Below are 18681 nucleotides of genomic sequence, written 5' to 3'. Positions count from 1 at the left end.
CTTCATTCACTCAACGCAACCGCAATCTCAGCCGCAAGCCGCGCATTATTCTCAACCAACGCGATATTGGTCTTGAGGCTCTGGCCGTCCGTCAGGTCGAAGATGGTCGACAGAAGATAGGGCGTTACCGCCTTGCCGGTCACTTCGTCGCGCTCGGCGCTGTCGAGTGCCCGCTCGATATAGATTTCCATCTCCTCGCGCGCGATCTCGTCGGCCTCAGGCACCGGATTGGCGACGAGCATGCCGCCGTCGACGCCGAGCTGCTCGCGCACCGTCTGGAAATTGGCGATGGCGGCCGGGCTGTTCAGCGACAGCGGGCTACGGATGCCCGAGGAGCGCGACCAGAAGGCGGGGAATTCCTCGCTCTCATAGGTGACGACAGGCACGCCGCGGGTTTCCAGCACTTCCAGCGTCTTTGGAATATCGAGGATCGCCTTGGCGCCGGCGCAGACGACGATGACGCCGGTGCGCGCCAGTTCCTCGAGATCGGCTGATATATCGAAGCTTTCCTCGGCGCCGCGATGCACGCCGCCGATGCCGCCTGTGGCAAAAACGCGGATGCCGGCGCGCGCCGCCGCGATCATCGTCGCCGCGACCGTGGTGGCGCCGGTGCGGCGCTCGGCGATGGCGAAGGCGAGATCGGCGCGCGACACCTTCATCACTTCGGTCGCCTTGGCGAGTTGCTCCAGTTCCGCGGCTTCAAGACCGATATGCAGCGTGCCGTGAATGACGGCGATCGTTGCCGGCACTGCACCCTGTTCGCGGATGATCGCCTCGACGCTGCGGGCCATCTCGATATTGCCGGGATAGGGCATGCCGTGGGTGATGATGGTCGATTCCAGCGCCACCACAGGCGCGCCGCGCTGCTTGGCGCTGGCGACTTCCTTCGAATAGGCGATCGGCAAAAGAGGGGAGATGGGCTTGGTCATGGTCTTGTCCTGTGATCGACAGAGCATGATGCCGAAAAGTGTGAGCGGTTTTCGGACGACATCATGCTCAACTATTTAATTAGCCGCTTCAATGCAGAATTCTGACCTTGGGAACAAGGGCAAGCGCCCCATTCAGCAGCTCGGGCGTCAGATTTTCGTTGACGGCGTGCCGCGACTGCACGGTCAGTATCGCGGCCGCGGTGCCGTGGCGGACGGCTTCTTCGAGCGGCAAGCCTGATATCAAGGCGGCGAGTGTGCCGGCCGCAAGAGAATCGCCGGCACCCGTGACATCGGCGACAGTGTCGGCGATCGGCGGCTGCAACGTCACGGCGCGGCCATCGCAAAGCGCGACGAGCTCGCGCCGGCCCCGGGTGACGACGGCGTTCCTGATGCCAATATCGTTCAGCAACGGCGGCCAGCCCGCAGCCTCCTCCGGCCGCTCACCGGCAAGGGCGGCGGCTTCAGCCTCATTCAGGAACAGGTAATCGATATCCCCGATGCAGGGTTTCAGCCTGACGACCTTGGCCGGCGAGATGGCGATTGCCGCAACGGGCTTGGCGAGCGAATGCGCCTTTGCGACGATCGCCGCGATCGTCTCTTCCGGCAGGTTGGCGTCAAAGAGGATGAAATCATGGGCGGCGAAGGCCTCCCGCACCCAGCGGATGGAGAGACGCCGCGGCACGAAGAAGCGGTAAAGATCCATGTCGGCAAGGGCGATCACCAGATTGCCGTCCTTCTCGATGATCGCCGTATAGCTCGGCGTCTTGCGGTCGAGGAAGACGAAGGGCCGGTCGTCGATGCCGGCGAAATCGGCAGCTTCTCCGACCGTCTCGCCCATCGGATCGCCGCCGCGCGGCGAGATCATCGTCACCTGAAAACCAAGCCTTGCGAGGTTGCGCGCCGCATTGAAGCCACCGCCGCCCGGCTCCTCGAACCAGGTGCCGGGATTGCTGGCGCCAGGCGCCGTCCCGCCCGAGATTCGGCCACGCCGGTCGATATGCGCACCGCCGAGAACAAGAATCTTTTTCTTCATCCGATCCGCTCTCCCGATGCCCGAAGGACGAATCGATACGGTGCGCCCTGCCGCGGCCGAGTCGGCACTTTTGGCCTAAGTCGTTGCTTTTCATTGATAAAACAAATGCAGAACACGTGTCGTTTTACCTTTTTCTTTCAACTATTTGATCGCCTATTGCGAGAATGGAACAAATAGGGTACAAACTCGACATTGCTTGAGCGGCTTCAATAACCTAAAGGTGGATCGGATGTCTCAGAATTCATTGCGGCTGGTAGAGGACAAATCGGTGGACAAAAGCAAGGCGCTTGAAGCGGCACTCTCACAGATAGAGCGGTCGTTCGGCAAGGGCTCGATCATGAAACTCGGCTCCAACGAGAATGTTGTCGAGATCGAGACGATCTCGACCGGCTCGCTTGGCCTCGATATTGCACTCGGCGTTGGTGGCCTGCCGAGGGGCCGCATCATCGAGATCTACGGGCCGGAAAGCTCCGGTAAGACGACGCTTGCACTGCAGACGATTGCCGAAGCGCAGAAGAAGGGCGGCATCTGCGCCTTCGTCGATGCCGAACATGCGCTCGATCCCGTCTATGCCCGCAAGCTTGGCGTCGACCTGCAGAACCTTCTGATCTCGCAGCCCGATACCGGCGAGCAGGCGCTCGAAATCACCGATACGCTGGTGCGCTCCGGCGCCGTTGACGTTCTCGTCGTCGACTCGGTCGCCGCACTGACGCCGCGCGCCGAAATCGAAGGCGAAATGGGCGACAGCCTTCCCGGCCTGCAGGCACGACTGATGAGCCAGGCGCTGCGCAAGCTCACCGCTTCGATCTCCAAGTCGAACACCATGGTTATCTTCATCAACCAGATCCGCATGAAGATCGGCGTCATGTTCGGTTCGCCGGAAACGACGACGGGCGGCAATGCGCTGAAGTTCTATGCTTCCGTGCGCCTCGACATCCGCCGCATCGGGGCGGTCAAGGAGCGCGAAGAGGTGATCGGCAACCAGACCCGCGTCAAGGTCGTCAAGAACAAGATGGCGCCGCCCTTCAAGCAGGTCGAGTTCGATATCATGTATGGCGAGGGTGTCTCCAAGACCGGCGAACTGGTCGATCTCGGCGTCAAGGCCGGCATCGTCGAAAAGTCGGGTGCCTGGTTCTCCTATAACAGCCAGCGTCTCGGCCAGGGCCGTGAAAACGCCAAGACTTTCCTGCGCGATAATCCGGATCTCGCCCGCGAGATCGAACTGTCGCTGCGCCAGAATGCCGGCCTGATCGCCGACCGCTTCCTGCAGAATGGCGGACCGGACCCGGATGACGGCGATGGCGATGCCACTGCGGAAATGTAATTTTCGCGCTTAAACTCATCGGACAGTTCCAACCGGCCGCATTCCTGATGAGAATGCGGCCGGTTTTGTTTGTCTGCTGGACAGTGGCGGGGGCGAACGTTAAAAGCCGATGAATTTAAATTTACCTGCCTCCGGCAGCATTGAAGGGCATAGCATGAGCGGTGTGAACGAAATCCGGTCGACCTTCCTCGACTATTTCAAGAAGAACGGCCATGAGATCGTTCCGTCGAGCCCGCTCGTACCGCGCAACGACCCGACGCTGATGTTCACCAATGCCGGCATGGTGCAATTCAAGAACGTCTTCACCGGCCTCGAAAAGCGTCCCTATTCGACGGCGACCACTTCGCAGAAATGCGTGCGCGCCGGCGGCAAGCACAACGACCTCGACAATGTCGGCTATACTGCACGCCACCTGACCTTCTTCGAGATGCTCGGCAACTTCTCCTTCGGCGACTATTTCAAGGAGAATGCGATCGAGCTTGCCTGGAAGCTCGTCACCGAAGGCTTCGACCTTCCGAAGAACCGCCTGCTGGTGACCGTCTATTCCGAGGATGAAGAAGCTGCGACGCTGTGGAAGAAGATCGCCGGCTTTTCCGACGACAAGATCATCCGCATCCCGACCTCTGACAATTTCTGGCAGATGGGCGATACCGGCCCCTGCGGCCCGTGCTCGGAAATCTTCATCGACCAGGGTGAGAATGTTTGGGGCGGCCCTCCGGGCTCACCGGAGGAAGATGGCGACCGGTTCCTGGAATTCTGGAACCTCGTCTTCATGCAGTTCGAGCAGACCGAACCCGGCGTTCGCAACCCGCTGCCCCGCCCGTCGATCGATACCGGCATGGGGCTGGAACGCATGGCCTGCATTCTGCAGGGCGTTCAGAGCGTGTTCGACACCGATCTCTTTCGCACGCTGATCGGCACCATCGAGGAGACGATGGGCGCCAAGGCGGAAGGCAGCGCCAGCCACCGCGTCATCGCCGACCACCTGCGCTCCTCGGCCTTCCTGATCGCCGACGGCGTGCTTCCGTCGAATGAGGGCCGCGGTTATGTTCTGCGCCGCATCATGCGCCGCGCCATGCGCCATGCACAGCTGCTCGGCGCCAAGGAACCGCTGGTCTACAAGCTGCTGCCGACGCTGGTGCAGCAGATGGGCCGTGCCTATCCGGAACTGGTGCGCGCCGAGGCGCTGATCTCGGAAACGCTGAAACTGGAGGAAAACCGCTTCCGCAAGACGCTGGAACGCGGCCTGTCGCTTCTGTCGGACGCGACGACGGATCTTTCCAAGGGCGATATGCTGGATGGTGAGACCGCCTTCAAGCTCTACGACACCTACGGCTTCCCGCTCGATCTGACGCAGGATGCACTGCGTGCCCGTGAGATCGGCGTCGACATCTCCGGCTTCACCGATGCGATGCAGCGCCAGAAGGCCGAAGCCCGCTCGCACTGGGCCGGTTCCGGCGAGAAGGCGACGGAAACCGTCTGGTTCGAGCTTAGGGAAAAACACGGTGCGACCGAATTCCTGGGCTACGACACCGAAACGGCCGAAGGCGTCGTGCAGGCGATCGTCAAAGATGGCGCGGTTTCGACCGAGGCCAAGGCCGGCGACAAGGTGCAGATCGTCGTCAGCCAGACGCCGTTCTACGGCGAATCCGGCGGCCAGATGGGCGATACCGGCGTGATCTCGTCCGACCACGCCAAGATCGAGATTTCAGATACGCAGAAGAGAGGCGAAGGCCTGTTCGTGCATCAGGGTATTGTCATCGACGGCGTGGTCAAGGACGGCGATGCGGTCGTGCTGACGGTCGATCATGCCCGCCGTTCGCGGCTGCGCGCCAACCACTCTGCGACCCACCTGTTGCACGAGGCTTTGCGCGAGGTGCTCGGCACCCATGTGGCGCAGAAGGGTTCGCTGGTCGCGCCCGAGCGCCTGCGTTTCGACGTCTCGCATCCGAAGCCGATGTCGGCCGAGGAGCTGAAGATCGTCGAGGATATGGCGAACGAGATCGTGCTGCAGAATTCGCCGGTTACCACGAGGCTGATGAGCGTCGACGATGCGATCGCCGAAGGCGCGATGGCGCTGTTCGGCGAGAAATACGGCGATGAAGTCCGCGTCGTGGCGATGGGCGAGGGCGTGCGTGGCGCCAAGGCCGGCAAGCCTTATTCGATCGAACTCTGCGGCGGCACGCATGTCGGGGCCACTGGTCAGATCGGCCTGATCCGCGTTCTCGGTGAAAGCGCCGTCGGCGCCGGCGTTCGTCGTATCGAGGCCGTCACCGGCGAATCGGCGCGCGAATATCTGGCCGAACAGGACGAGCGTGTGAAGACGCTTGCAGCCTCGCTGAAGGTGCAGCCGGGCGAAGTTCTGTCACGTGTCGAGGCGCTGATGGACGAGCGCCGCAAGCTCGAAAAGGAACTGGCTGACGCCAAGCGCAAACTCGCCATGGGCGGCGGGCAGGGCGGCTCTGTCGATGCCGTGCGCGAAGTGGCCGGCGTCAAGTTCCTCGGCAAGGCGATTTCGGGCGTCGATCCCAAGGATTTGAAGGGGCTTGCCGATGACGGCAAGACCAGCATCGGCTCCGGCGTCGTTGCTCTCGTCGGCGTGTCCGACGACGGCAAGGCAAGTGCTGTCGTGGCGGTGACACCGGATCTCGTGCAGCGCTACAGCGCCGTCGATCTCGTCCGCATCGCATCTGCCGCCCTCGGCGGCAAGGGCGGCGGCGGCCGCCCCGACATGGCGCAGGCCGGCGGCCCCGACGGATCGAAAGCCGATGAAGCGATCGAGGCGGTTGCCGTGGCACTTGCCGGCTGAACTGCCGCCTGACAACAGTTTGAAATTCAAACCGGCTGCGAGATCACGGATTTCGCAGCCGGTTTTGTTTTCAACGACGGTGGTCAGTCGATGTTCAGTTTCGCGGCTGCAGCGCAAGGCGACAGGCGAGCCCGGTGAAGACCGTTGCCAGGATATATTGCGGCAACTTCGGGAAACGGCTCGCCGATTGAAGTCTCGAACGGATCGTGCTTCCGAGGAAAATCACGGCGCCATTCACGACGAGGCCGATACCGTTCAGGACGCTTGCAAGTATCAGCATCTGCATCGTCAGCGATCCGGCCGACGCATTCACGAATTGCGGAAAGAGCGCCATGACGAAGAGCGCCATCTTCGGATTGAGCAGATTGGTGGCAAGGCCTGCAAAGAAGATATGCCGGCCAGACAGCCGCTTCAGCGTCGATGCCGGCTGAAAGGCGGCGCCTTCCGAGCGGACCGTCTTGTAGGCGAGATAGAGAAGATAGCAACAGCCTGCCCAGCGCACTGTTTCATAGGCGGCAGGCACGGTCATGAAGAGCTGTGACAGCCCGAATGCTGCGGCAAGGGCGTGGCAATAGGTGCCGAGCGCGATGCCGGCATAGGTCAGGAAACCGGCAGCGCGTCCCTGGCCGATACTGCGGGAGGCGATCAGCAGCATGTCGGGGCCGGGCGTGGCTGTCAGCACCAGCGCTGCGGCGGCAAAGAGCATTAATGTTGAAAAATCCGGCATCTATCATTCCTTTTGGGTTCGAGCCGGAATTCCGGTCTACGCAGGATTCGCCGAAGGTTCAAGTCCGCAGGATTTGTCAAATCGGGTTATGGTTCTCTCAAGCCGATCGATTTACACGAGGTTCCGACATGAATGGCGAAACGGCATGGGCACTTTATGAAAACCGTCTGAGACGGGTTTCGGCCTATATTCACGACCACTTGGATGAGGAGCTGGATATGGAGCGCCTTGCCGAAATCGCCTGCATGTCGAGCTATCACTGGCACAGGATCTACCGGGCGATCTACGGCGAGACGCTGGCGGCAACCGTCAAGCGGCTCAGGCTGCATCACGCGGCGGGCGAGATCGTCCGCACGGAACTTGCCGTCAGTGAAATTGCAAAGCGATCAGGCTATCCCAATCTCCAATCCTTCAATCGTATTTTCAAGTCGGTCTACGGCATGCCGCCGGCCCGCTACCGGAAAGAGGGAAGCCACACAGCCTATGAGCCCTCACCTAACGGAAAGACCAATGTCATGTTAGACGTTACCATACGCGAGATCGCGCCGATCGAGCTGATCGGCGTTGGCCATACCGGCTCCTACATGCAGATCGACAAGGCCTTCGAGATGCTGTTCGGCACGCTTTACGCCCGCGGCCTCGCCAAGCTCGACATGCGGATGATTGGCGTCTATCTCGACGATCCCGATCTTGTGCCGGAGGAAAAGCTGCGCTCGATCGCCTGCGTCACCGGCGCTTCCGACGTGCCGGCCGATGCGCCGTTCGAGCGGCGCGTGATCGACGGTGGCGATTATGCGGTGCTACGCCATAAGGGTCCCTATGCCAATATGCCCAAGTCCTATCAGTGGCTGTTTGCCGAATGGCTGCCGAAATCCGGCCGGCAGTTGAAGGACAGGGTCATGTTCGAGGAGTATCTCAACAATCCCCGCGACGTGCCGCCGAACGAGCTTCTGACGGATATTCACATGCCGCTCGTCTAAGGCCGTGGGGGGACCCGGCGGATCAGCCGCGCCCCCAAGATGCTCAAAAGACCACGCTCAGGCGGCCTGCATGGTCTTGATGGCTTCGTCATCAAGGGCGTTGGCCCGCTTGTAGGCCTCACGCTCGCTGATGCGGCCGACATAGTCGAGGAAGGCCTGGCGTCTTTCGATGCCGCCGAATCCGAGGCCCCAGCCGATATGGGAGCCGACATATACGTCGGCGGCGGTGAAGCGCTCGCCGGCGACATAGGTCGAAGCGGAGACGGCTTTCTCGAGTGTGTTCATGACGTCGCCGAAACCGCCGCAGCCGGCCATGCGCAGGCGTTCCTTCGGAATTTCGAAGCCGAGAGCCTTCATCGTCACCGCCGATTCGAGAGGACCGGCGGCAAAGAACATCCAGCGATAATAGCGGGCGCGCTCGTCCGGCCTCGGCGCCAGCGCCTTCTCAGGAAAGGTTTCGGCGAGATAGGCGCAGATCGCCGCGCATTCGGTGACGATAGTATCGCCGTGGCGGATCGCCGGCACCTTGCCCATCGGATTGACTGCGAGATATTCGGGCGCCTTCATGGTTTCGCCGAAGGTCAGGTATTCGGTGCGGTAGGGTTGGCCGATCTCCTCCAGCATCCAGCGCGCGATGCGGCCGCGCGACATGGGGTTCGTATAGAATACCAGTTCTTCAGTCATGACATCCTCCTCGTGTTCCCGTTATTCTACGGCCTTGCCGTTCCCCGGAATCAATAGTGCGGCCGGGCCTTTGTGCAACCCCAGGCCTTAAAGCGCCTTGCGGTACTGGATAAAACCCGAGCGCTCAGCGATCCTGTCGTAGAGCCGCCGCGCCGTTGCATTCGTTTCGTGCGTCATCCAATAGAGCCTGCCTGCGCCGTTTGCGCGGGCGAGGTCGGCGACGGCCTCGATCAAAGCGGCACCGGTGCCGAGCCCGCGCTGGCTGTTATCGACATAGAGATCCTGCAGATAGCAGGTCCATTGCGGCAGCCAGCAGGAACGGTGAAAGATGGCATGGACGATACCGACGAGACGGCCATCGTCGTCAAAGGCACCGAGCGCGTGCATCGGTTCTTCAGGATCGTGGAAGCGAGTCCAGGTGAGGTCCGTGGTTTCAGGCGGGATGACCACTTCGTAGAAGCGCTGATAGGCCTCCCACAGGGGCTCCCAAGCGGCGCGGTCCGAGGCTTCAAGCGGCCGCAGGATGACCGTCATCGGTTCATTCTCCCAAAATGAAAACGGCGGGGAAATCCCCGCCGCTTCGATGTTATCTTGGAAAGGCCGGCTTACGCCATGGCCTTCTGCAGGTTCTGGTCGATCTTGTCGAGGAAGGCGGTGGTCGAGAGCCACGGCTGGTCGGGGCCGATCAGCAGCGCCAGGTCCTTGGTCATGAAACCGGATTCGACAGTGTCGACGCAGACTTTTTCGAGCGTCGAGGCGAAGCGGGCGAGCTCGGCATTGTCGTCGAGCTTGGCGCGGTGCGCCAGGCCGCGGGTCCAGGCGAAGATCGAGGCGATCGAGTTCGTCGAGGTTTCCTGGCCCTTCTGATGCTGGCGGTAGTGACGGGTGACCGTGCCGTGAGCGGCTTCGGCTTCGACCGTCTTGCCGTCGGGCGTCAGCAGAACCGAGGTCATCAGGCCGAGCGAGCCGAAGCCCTGGGCGACCGTGTCGGACTGGACGTCGCCGTCGTAGTTCTTGCAGGCCCAGACGTACCCGCCGGACCACTTGAGCGCCGAAGCGACCATGTCGTCGATCAGGCGGTGTTCGTAGGTGATGCCGGCTTCCTTGAACTGATCCTTGAATTCGGTCTCGTAGACTTCCTCGAAGATGTCCTTGAAGCGGCCGTCATAGGCCTTGAGGATGGTGTTCTTGGTCGACAGATAGACCGGCCACTTGCGCATCAGGCCGTACATCATCGAGGCGCGGGCGAATTCGCGGATCGATTCGTCGAGGTTGTACATGGCCATGGCGACGCCGGCGCCCGGTGCGTTGAAGACTTCCTTCTCGATGACGGTGCCGTCCTCGCCGACGAACTTGATCGTCAGCTTGCCCTTGCCGGGGAACTTGAAATCGGTGGCGCGGTACTGGTCGCCGAAGGCGTGGCGGCCGACGACGATCGGCTTGGTCCAGCCGGGAACCAGGCGCGGCACGTTCTTGCAGATGATCGGCTCGCGGAAGATGACGCCGCCGAGAATGTTGCGGATCGTGCCGTTCGGGCTCTTCCACATTTCCTTGAGGTTGAATTCCTTGACGCGAGCTTCATCCGGCGTGATCGTCGCGCACTTTATGCCGACGCCGTACTTCTTGATGGCGTTGGCGGCATCGACGGTGACCTGGTCGTTGGTGGCGTCGCGGTTTTCGACGGAGAGGTCGAAATAGTCGATGTCGAGGTCAAGATACGGATGGATCAGCTTATCCTTGATGAGCTGCCAGATGATGCGCGTCATTTCATCGCCGTCGAGATCGGCGACGGGATTGGCGACCTTGATCTTGTTCATGTATCTGCCTCGTTCGAGCTTGAATGGGGACGGGGTCCCGGGTGGGTGATATGATCCGGAGCGCTATAGCATTGTGAACCGGGAACGCAAAGCTGCAAGGGGTTCGACAATGCGTTTTTGCCGCCATTGCCAAGCGCTGAAATTTAGCTAGTGTCCGCCGCGATCTGCCGCTCCGGACATTCGACCATGAAGACAATCGCCGTTGTTATCGCAAGCCTTATGGCCTTTTCAGGCATCAGCCACGCTGTCGGCGGCATCGGTGATGCCGCCGACATTACCGCTCCCGTGAAGGAGATCATGGAGGCGACAAGGAGCAACTGGGCCGACAACAACAGCGACTGGACCGACATCTTCGATGCGGGCCGGCTCGACCATCTCTACAGCCGCGATTTCGTCGCGAAATACCAGGCGGCGGCGCAGTTTCCCGCCATCGACGACGACGGCATATCGCCCTTCGACTACGATGTCATCGTCAACGGCCAGGATGCGTGCCCGCTGGAGGATCTGACGATGGCGGCAGCGCCTGTGGTCGACGGCGTGGCCGAGGTGACGGTGCGCTTCAGGAAATCCGCCTGCTCGGATGCGCCCGATGCCAAGGACTATACGACCGTTCGTTTCGAAGTGGTCGAGGAAGGTGGTAAGCCCGTCATCGACGATATCGTCACGGAGAATATCGAAACGCAGGCGCGCGATTCCCTGAAGACGACCATGGCGCTGATTGCCAAGGGCCAATAGGCGCGCGACATTCGAGAGCATCGAGATTCGATTTCGGGCAGTTTGATTTCCGCTGTTGCGGCGGTATCTGTTGATCCCTGGGCGGCATGAGGGGCTCTCGCATTTGTTTTCCGGTTTTCAGTTCCGCGACTGGCTGCTTGCCAACGATCCGGCGCTTTCGCGTCTGCGCATGGCCTCGCGTGTAACGCTGACGATCGTTTTCTCGTTTTTAGTCCTGCTCGCCATCCAGATGTTCATTCTGCCGTTGCCGACGGCCGCCTTCGGTCTTGGCATCGTGCTGTCGATCGAGGGCGGGGTGGCGGTTCGCGACAAGGGCAATACGCGCCAGCTGGTGACGCGGCTCTTCGGTTGCGTCGCAAGCCTTGGTGTCGTCGCCATCGCGGCGGGCCTCGAAGATCAGCGTTTTCTCTCCGATCTCGTCTTCCTGGTGGTGATCGCGCTCGCATCGGCGGGCCGCGTGTTCGGGCCGCGCGGTTTTGCGATCGGCATGTTCGCCTTCACCTCTTATTTCATGGGGTCTTATTTCCGGCCTTCCCTTGCCGAGCTGCCTGATGTGGCGATCGGCCCCGTCGTCTCGGTGCTCGTCGGCCATCTGGTGAGAGCAGTGCTGCTGCCGGACGACTGGCGACGGGACCTGCTGCGCTCGCTCGAAAGCGTGCGCGGCCGGATCAACCAGGTCCTCTTCAAGCTCGCCGCCCTTGCCGGCGGCGCTGAGATCGGCGAAGCCGACCGGCAGGAGCTGCGCCAGCTGGAAGACCGGCTGAAGGAAGTGGTGCTGATGGCGGAGACCTTTATTCCGCGCCCGCCCGGCGGGGTTTTCGATGCCACCGCTGATCCCGCCGCAGAGCTGGCGATCCGGCTCTTCGATGCGCATCTTGCTGCCGAGAGCGCGATCGTGCTGAGCTTCCAGAGTCCGCCGCCCTTTGCGCTGGTGCATGCCGTGATCGAGGCGGATGCGGTGGAACTTGGAAGATATGAGGAAATGGCCGAAACCATCAAGGACCAGCCGCAGGGCGAGACCGTGCGTGCGCTTCTCTGGCTCGGTAAGGCCCGGCAGGAACTGACGCAGGCGATCGGCGAGGGGCAGGCCTCCGGTTTCTCCGGCATTGACGCCGTCATGGATACGGCGCAACCTCAGCCTATCGACTTTTCGTTCGCCAATCCGCTGCTGCGCTTGGCGCTACAGATCACGCTCGCCTCGGCGATCGCCATGGGTTTCGGTCTGCTGCTGTCGCGCGAGCGCTGGTTCTGGGCGGTGCTCGCCTCCTTCCTCGTATTCACCAATACCAATTCGCGCGGCGATACGGCGATGAGGGCCCTATCGCGCTCACTCGGCACGGTATTCGGCATCGCCATCGGCCTCGTGCTGGCAACGATGATTTCGGGCGAGCCTGATATCGCCATTCCGGTCGCCGCCATCTGCATCTTCCTCGCCTTCTATTTCCTGCAAGTTTCCTATGCGACGATGACCTTCTTCATCTCGATCGTGCTCTGCCTGGTCTACGGGATGACCGGCGTGCTGACGCTCGATCTGTTGAAGCTGCGCATCGGGGAGACCATGATCGGGGCGGCGGCCGGAACGGCGGTCGCCTTCGTCGTTTTCCCCACGCGCACGCGCGGCGCGCTCGATACTGCACTCGCGCACTGGTTCCAGGCGCTGCGCGACCTGCTTGCCGGGATCGGCGAGGGCAAAAGCGGTTTCGAGTTGATGGCGCTGTCGCAGACGATCGATGCCTGCTACCGCGACGTAACGGTGGCGGCGCGCCCGCTTGGCTCGTCCTGGTCGGTGGTGACGCGCCCAGGCCAGATCCGCCAGACGCTGGCGATCTTCCTCTCTTGCACCTATTGGGCGCGTATCCTGGCGAAGAGTTATGACGCGCCGGCCGCCGACGCCAATCTGAAGACGCTGATCGCGGCGGATCTGGCGCTGATCGACAATGCAGCGCCGCGCGGCTCGACCTGTTTCCTCATTCAGCGCAAGGCATCGCGGACAACAGGCCGGCACCTGCCGCTGTCGCGCGAGGGCGCGAGACTCGGGCTCGAAATGATCGGTTCGGCGCTGGAAAGGCTTTATCCTGACGCAGACGTCTTGCCGTTTGCAGCAGGCGAGGCTATTGCGCGCTCGAAACAGGGATAGGACCATGGCAGGCACGAACAGCGAGCGTCAACTTCTGGCCGAAGGCCCGGCCATCATCCTGGTCGAGCCGCAGATGGGCGAGAATATCGGCATGGTGGCGCGCGCCATGGCGAATTTCGGCCTTGCTGAACTGCGCCTCGTCAATCCACGCGACGGCTGGCCGAACGAGAAAGCCCTGGCGACTGCCTCCAAGGCCGATCACGTCATCGAGGCGACCAAGGTCTACGACACGCTGGAACAGGCGGTCGCCGATCTTAATTTTGTCTATGCGACGACCGCGCGCGAGCGCGACGGCTATAAGCCGGTGCGCTCTCCCGTCATCGCCGCCGAGACGCTCCGGGCGAGGTTCCGCGCCGGTGAGGGCACCGGCATCCTCTTCGGGCGTGAGCGTTGGGGGCTGACCAACGAGGAGGTGGCGCTTGCCGACGAGATCGTCACCTTTCCGGTCAATCCGGCCTTTGCCTCGCTGAACATCGCCCAGGCGGTGCTGCTGATGTCCTATGAATGGATGAAATCCGGCATGGAGGATCTCGGCGCCGTGCCTTTTCAGGCGATGGGGCAGACGCCTTCGACCAAGGACCAGCTGTTCGGCCTGTTCGATCAGCTGGAAGAGGCGCTCGATGCGCGCGGTTATTTCCATCCTGCCGGGAAAAAGCCGAAAATGGTCGACAATCTGCGCGCTGTTCTATCCCGCCGGGCCTTCACGGAGCAGGAAATCAGCGTGTTGCGCGGCGTCATCTCCTCTCTCGACCGCTTCTCGCGCAAGAGCCCGCGCGGCGGCAGGTTCCCGACCGCGACCAAGGAAACACCGCCAGATGACAGCGCCGACGCATGAGCTGAAACCCGTCCTCGTCTTCGATTCCGGCATCGGCGGTCTGACCGTCTTGCGCGAAGCGCGCGTGCTGATGCCGGAACGCGGCTTCATCTATGTCGCCGACGACGCCGGCTTTCCCTATGGCGGCTGGGAGGAGCAGGCGCTGAAGGAACGGATCATCGGGCTTTTCGGCCGGCTGCTCGAACAACACGATCCCGAGGTCTGCATCATCGCCTGCAACACCGCCTTCACGCTGGTTGGCGCCGATCTCCGCGCCGCCTTTCCTCAGATGACCTTCGTCGGCACCGTGCCGGCGATCAAGCCGGCGGCGGAGCGCACGCGCTCCGGCCTGGTCTCGGTGCTCGCGACGCCGGGTACGGTCAAGCGGGCCTATACACGCGATCTCATCCAGTCCTTCGCCCAGCAATGCCATGTCCGCCTCGTCGGCTCGGAGAACCTTGCGCGCATGGCAGAGGCCTATATACGCGGTGACGCCGTCTCCGACGACGCCGTGCTTGCCGAAATCCACCAATGCTTCGTCGAGAAGGACAGTCAGAGGACCGATATCGTCGTGCTTGCCTGCACGCACTATCCCTTCATGGCCAATCTATTCCGCAGACTGGCGCCTTGGCCGGTGGACTGGCTGGATCCGGCAGAAGCCATTGCCCGGCGGGCGCGCACACTCGTTCCGCAGATCGCCGATGCCGTTCACCCCGATAATTTCGACTTTGCCGCCTTTACATCCGGCAATCCCGACTTTGCGACGCGCCGACTGATGCAGGGTTTTGGCCTCAGCACGCGATAAGGCACTGCACGCTTTATTTCACTGATCTCATCGCGCAAGATCTCCGCGGGGAATCGCGGGCGGGTGTTTACCGCTCAAGACTTAAAAGGGATGCGCCGTGCCGCTGCAAAGACTTGTCATGCTGATCTTTTTTCTGCAGCCGATAGCCTTTGGCGCCTGGTTACCGCGCATTCCTGATATCCAGGCGAAGCTTGAACTCGGCACCGCCGATCTCGCCGTCGCACTTCTGGGATTGCCGATCGGCACGCTGATCACCCTGCCGTTTGCCGGCCGCCTCGTCTCGCGCATCGGCGGGCGCATGGCGATCATCTATGGTTTCATCTTCTTTCTTGCCGTGGTTTCGCTTCCAGCCTTCGCGCCCAGCGCCATGCTTCTATTCTTCGCCTTGATTGTCGTTGGGGTCGCGCTTTCGACGGTGGAACTCGGCATGAATGTCGAGGCCGATGTGACGGAGAAGGCGACGGGGCTGATCATCATGAGCCGCTGCCACGGCTTCTGGAGCTTTGGCATCATGGCCGGCAGCCTGATCGGCGTTGGTGCCATAGCCATCGGGCTTTCGCCGCACTGGTCGATTCTGATCACGGCGCTCGTCATCCTGCCGGCTGCGCTGATTGCCAGCCTGCGCCTGCCGAAATTGCCGGAAAGTCACCATGCGGAGAATTCGCAGGCAATGACCGGCTTCAAGCTGCCCAGTCTCGCTCTGCTCGGGATCTGCGCCTTCGTCTTCGGCGTGACGATGACGGAAGGTGCGATGGCCGATTGGTCGGCGGTCTACCTCCGCGATGTCATGAATGCAGAAGGCGCGCAAACCGGCCTCGGTTATTCGGTTTTCGCTTTCATGGTTGCGGCGGGGCGCTTCAGCGGTGATTACATGAAAGGCCGTTTCGGCGCGATTGCCATTGCCCGTGGTTGCGGCATCGCCTCGCTTGCCGGCATGCTCGTCGTTCTCCTTGCACCGGCGACGCCGCTTGCGCTACTCGGCTTTGCCGCAGTTGGTGTCGGTGTCTCGGTCGGGTTTCCGCTTGCGGTGACGGCCGTTGCTTCGCTGACTGACCGCCCGCCCGCTTCAAGCGTTGCGACGCTCTCCTTCGCAGCCCTGACCGGTTTTCTCATCGGGCCGCCGATCATCGGCTTTCTCGGCGAACTCCTGGGCTTGCGCGCGGGGCTTGCGGTCTTGCTGGTACCGCTTTTCGTCAGCCTGCTCTGCACACGTTTGCTGATTCCGACGCAGAAGGACATGGCGGGCGACCTCATCGAGCGCGAGGCGGTGTGAAGCGTTATTTTCCTAGAGCGCTGTCCATTTGGACGCAAGGCGCACTATCTTCTTGAATCTACGCTGTAGGCTTTCCGAAAATCGATTCCGATTTTCGGGCCGAGCTTTAGGGCTGGCTTTCCCTGTGGGTTCTTGAAGGTTTGACGACAACAGTGCCTGCGAATCTGCTACAGACGGGCCGGGAATTTGTAAGGGGAATGGGACGTGCAGGTTGGCATCGATATGGGATTGGCGTCCGGCAGCCCGGCGACGCTCGATATCGAGGAGCTGCTGGCGACCCGTCTGCTCGTGCAGGGCAATTCCGGATCGGGCAAGTCGCATCTGTTGCGCCGCCTGCTCGAGCAATCGGCACAATGGGTACAGCAGGTCATCATCGATCCCGAGGGTGATTTCGTCACGCTCAGCGACAGGTTTGGCCACGTCGTCGTCGACGGTGAGCGCACAGAGGCGGAGTTGGCCGGCATTGCCAACCGCATCCGCCAGCATCGCGTTTCCTGCGTGCTGACGCTCGAAGGCCTCGATCTCGAAGATCAGATGCGTGCTGCAGCGGCTTTCCTCAACGGCATGTTCGATGCCGATCGCGAATACTGGTATCCGGTTCTCGTCGTGGTCGACGAGGCGCAGATGTTTGCGCCGTCGGTTGGCGGCGATGTTTCGGAAGATGCGCGCAAGATGTCGCTCGGCGCGATGACCAACCTGATGTGCCGCGGCCGCAAGCGCGGCCTTGCCGGCGTAATCGCGACTCAGCGGCTTGCCAAGCTCGCCAAGAACGTCGCCGCCGAGGCCTCGAACTTCCTGATGGGCCGCACCTTCCTCGATATCGACATGGCGCGCGCTGCCGACCTGCTCGGCATGGACCGGCGCCAGGCCGAGATGTTCCGCGACCTGAAGCGCGGCAATTTCGTCGCTCTCGGACCGGCACTGTCACGCCGGCCGCTGCCGATCCAGATCGGCGCCGTGGAGACCTCGGCGCGCTCTTCCAGCCCGAAGCTGATGCCGCTGCCGGATGCGCCTCAGGATGTCGAGGACCTGATCTTCACGCCCGATCCGGAGGAATTCCAGCGCCCGCCCGTGCGGCGCGCCCCGCCGGCGCCGCGGCCGACGACCGACATTCTGGCCGAGCTCTCGCGCTCGACGCCGGCGGCATCGGCAGCACCTGCCGAGGCGAGGGCGAGCCAGGTGGAAGTCTCCGCCGAGGAGCGGGAGGAGCGCCTAGCCGGCGTTCTTGCCGAAATACTCGACGATCCCACCTCCGCCTTCCGCACCGATTCGGTGCTCTACCAGGATTTTCTCGTGCGGCTGCGCATGCGCCGCGTGCCGGGACCGCCGATCGCGCTGCCGGATTTCCGTCGGCGGGTGGCGATCTCGCGTTCCGGCGTCGATGCGACGACAGCTGCGACTGTTGCCTGGGCGACGGCGCTGTCGCTGTCATCGGGTGTCACCGACGACCTGCAGGGCGTCTTCCTGATGCTCGCCAAGGCCGCCGTCTGCGGCGAGCCGTGCCCGTCGGATGCGCGGATCGCCCGCGCCTACGGCACCCATTCCGCCCGCCGCGCCCGCCGCCTGCTCGGTTATTTCGAGGAGCAGGGCATCATCGTCGTGCACGCCGATTTTTCCGGCAAGCGTATCGTCGCTTTCCCGGATATGGACTGCCAGACGGCGCCGGGCGACGCCAACGCCCCCGACACGGGCGACCAGCCGCTGGCGGCGGAATAGTGGCGCTTTCGGGGTTTGCCGCTGTTGACATTTTCATGACGGCCCTCTAAAGACTGCGGCAAGCACCGGGCAGCAATGTCCGGTGTTTCATTTGACATGTCCCGTGGATCGTTCCTGTTCGCTAACCGGAACATCCTGTCAGATCTCGGCAGAGATCAGAGGAGGGCGTGTTTCCTTCGTGCGGTTTGGTAACAAACCGTCATAAACCTTTGAAAGGAAATACGATGAGCAAGCGCGAATCGTCCAAGTACAAAATTGACCGCCGTATGGGCGAAAACATCTGGGGCCGTCCGAAGTCCCCGGTGAACCGCCGCGAATACGGCCCGGGCCAGCATGGCCAGCGCCGCAAGGGCAAGCTTTCGGATTTCGGTGTGCAGCTGCGCGCCAAGCAGAAGCTCAAGGGTTACTACGGTGACCTGCGCGAGAAGCAGTTCCGCGCGATCTTCGCCGAAGCCGACCGCCGCAAGGGCGACACCTCTGAAAACCTGATCGGCCTGCTGGAATCGCGCCTCGACGCAATCGTCTATCGCGCCAAGTTCGTTCCGACGGTCTTTGCTGCCCGTCAGTTCGTCAACCATGGCCACGTCACCGTCAACGGTGTGCGCGTCAACATCGGTTCCTACCGTTGCAAGGCCGGCGACGTCATCGAAGTTCGCGAAAAGTCGAAGCAGCTGGTGACCGTTCTGGAAGCCGTCAGCCTCGCAGAGCGCGACGTTCCCGACTATATCGAAGTCGATCACAACAAGATGGTCGCAACCTTCGGCCGCGTTCCGACGCTCAGCGACGTTCCGTTCCCGGTCGTCATGGAACCGCACCTGGTCGTCGAATTCTATTCGCGTTAATGCATTCGTCTCGCAGTCGAAACCGATTGCGAGACAACAGCATGCGTCGATATACG

Annotated in this window: 16 protein-coding genes; 10 read left to right on the top strand and 6 right to left on the bottom strand. The window is 62.0% G+C overall.

What is annotated here, in order from left to right; genetic code table 11:
• Nucleotides 1–2 precede the first annotated feature (2 nt).
• Nucleotides 3–929 (bottom strand): pseudouridine-5'-phosphate glycosidase, encoded by a 927-nt coding sequence (locus AB8B31_RS11060; RefSeq protein WP_018445184.1) that lies wholly within the window; start codon nucleotides 927–929, stop codon nucleotides 3–5.
• An 88-nt stretch (nucleotides 930–1017) separates the two neighbouring features.
• Entirely contained in the window at nucleotides 1018–1962 is a 945-nt protein-coding gene (locus tag AB8B31_RS11055; RefSeq protein ID WP_028733000.1) for a carbohydrate kinase family protein, read from the bottom strand.
• A gap of 229 nt (nucleotides 1963–2191) precedes the next feature.
• Here AB8B31_RS11055 and recA point away from each other — a divergent pair, with 229 nt between their 5' ends.
• Together recA and alaS are read left to right on the top strand one after the other, a co-directional pair.
• Complete coding sequence (recA, locus tag AB8B31_RS11050) at nucleotides 2192–3286, top strand: recombinase RecA (RefSeq protein WP_003540131.1); 1095 nt, start codon at nucleotides 2192–2194, stop codon at nucleotides 3284–3286.
• 154 nt (nucleotides 3287–3440) lie between these two features.
• A complete protein-coding gene (alaS, locus tag AB8B31_RS11045; RefSeq protein ID WP_028732999.1) occupies nucleotides 3441–6095 on the top strand; it encodes an alanine--tRNA ligase in 2655 nt (884 codons plus the stop codon).
• 94 nt (nucleotides 6096–6189) lie between these two features.
• Here alaS and AB8B31_RS11040 read toward each other — a convergent pair whose 3' ends face one another.
• The gene (locus AB8B31_RS11040) at nucleotides 6190–6822 is read right to left on the bottom strand and encodes a LysE family translocator (RefSeq protein WP_032998438.1); all 633 of its coding nucleotides are present in this window, start codon (nucleotides 6820–6822) and stop codon (nucleotides 6190–6192) included.
• A 128-nt stretch (nucleotides 6823–6950) separates the two neighbouring features.
• Between AB8B31_RS11040 and AB8B31_RS11035 the strand changes: the two genes are divergently transcribed.
• Nucleotides 6951–7802 carry an AraC family transcriptional regulator gene (locus AB8B31_RS11035; protein ID WP_028732997.1) on the top strand — a complete coding sequence of 284 codons (852 nt, stop codon included), beginning with the start codon at nucleotides 6951–6953 and terminating at the stop codon, nucleotides 7800–7802.
• A gap of 57 nt (nucleotides 7803–7859) precedes the next feature.
• On the opposite strand, the gene AB8B31_RS11030 is transcribed toward AB8B31_RS11035, so the two are convergent.
• From AB8B31_RS11030 to AB8B31_RS11020, 3 genes are all read right to left on the bottom strand, one after another.
• Nucleotides 7860–8486 (bottom strand): glutathione S-transferase family protein, encoded by a 627-nt coding sequence (locus tag AB8B31_RS11030; protein ID WP_018242217.1) that lies wholly within the window; start codon nucleotides 8484–8486, stop codon nucleotides 7860–7862.
• Between the two features lie 87 nt (nucleotides 8487–8573).
• On the bottom strand, nucleotides 8574–9020 hold the full coding sequence (locus AB8B31_RS11025; RefSeq protein ID WP_018242216.1) for a GNAT family N-acetyltransferase: 447 nt from the start codon (nucleotides 9018–9020) through the stop codon (nucleotides 8574–8576).
• Nucleotides 9021–9091: 71 nt separating this feature from the next.
• Entirely contained in the window at nucleotides 9092–10303 is a 1212-nt protein-coding gene (locus AB8B31_RS11020; protein WP_018242215.1) for an NADP-dependent isocitrate dehydrogenase, read from the bottom strand.
• Nucleotides 10304–10489: 186 nt separating this feature from the next.
• On the opposite strand from AB8B31_RS11020, the gene AB8B31_RS11015 reads away from it, so the two are divergent.
• The 7 genes from AB8B31_RS11015 to rpsD all read left to right on the top strand — a co-directional run bounded on the left by AB8B31_RS11015 (nucleotide 10490) and on the right by rpsD (nucleotide 18625).
• Nucleotides 10490–11038 (top strand): hypothetical protein, encoded by a 549-nt coding sequence (locus tag AB8B31_RS11015; RefSeq protein ID WP_026230492.1) that lies wholly within the window; start codon nucleotides 10490–10492, stop codon nucleotides 11036–11038.
• Between the two features lie 103 nt (nucleotides 11039–11141).
• Nucleotides 11142–13175, top strand: coding sequence for an FUSC family protein (locus tag AB8B31_RS11010; protein ID WP_028733792.1), 2034 nt, complete (start codon nucleotides 11142–11144; stop codon nucleotides 13173–13175).
• Between the two features lie 4 nt (nucleotides 13176–13179).
• A complete protein-coding gene (locus AB8B31_RS11005) occupies nucleotides 13180–14010 on the top strand; it encodes an RNA methyltransferase (RefSeq protein ID WP_018242212.1) in 831 nt (276 codons plus the stop codon).
• Entirely contained in the window at nucleotides 13991–14794 is an 804-nt protein-coding gene (gene murI / locus AB8B31_RS11000) for a glutamate racemase (RefSeq protein ID WP_018242211.1), read from the top strand. The genes AB8B31_RS11005 and murI overlap by 20 nt, the downstream gene beginning before the upstream one ends.
• A 97-nt stretch (nucleotides 14795–14891) precedes the next feature.
• The gene (locus tag AB8B31_RS10995; protein WP_028733791.1) at nucleotides 14892–16067 is read left to right on the top strand and encodes an MFS transporter; all 1176 of its coding nucleotides are present in this window, start codon (nucleotides 14892–14894) and stop codon (nucleotides 16065–16067) included.
• 204 nt (nucleotides 16068–16271) lie between these two features.
• Nucleotides 16272–17783: an ATP-binding protein gene (locus AB8B31_RS10990; protein WP_028733790.1), complete on the top strand. Its 1512-nt coding sequence runs from the start codon at nucleotides 16272–16274 to the stop codon at nucleotides 17781–17783.
• Nucleotides 17784–18007: 224 nt separating this feature from the next.
• Nucleotides 18008–18625 (top strand): 30S ribosomal protein S4, encoded by a 618-nt coding sequence (rpsD, locus tag AB8B31_RS10985; RefSeq protein ID WP_004676212.1) that lies wholly within the window; start codon nucleotides 18008–18010, stop codon nucleotides 18623–18625.
• Nucleotides 18626–18681 lie beyond the last annotated feature (56 nt).

The organism is Rhizobium sp. 62_C5_N11_2 (assembly GCF_051811185.1).
GTDB lineage: Bacteria > Pseudomonadota > Alphaproteobacteria > Rhizobiales > Rhizobiaceae > Rhizobium > Rhizobium leguminosarum.
This window is presented reverse-complemented; position numbering and strand designations above follow the sequence as displayed.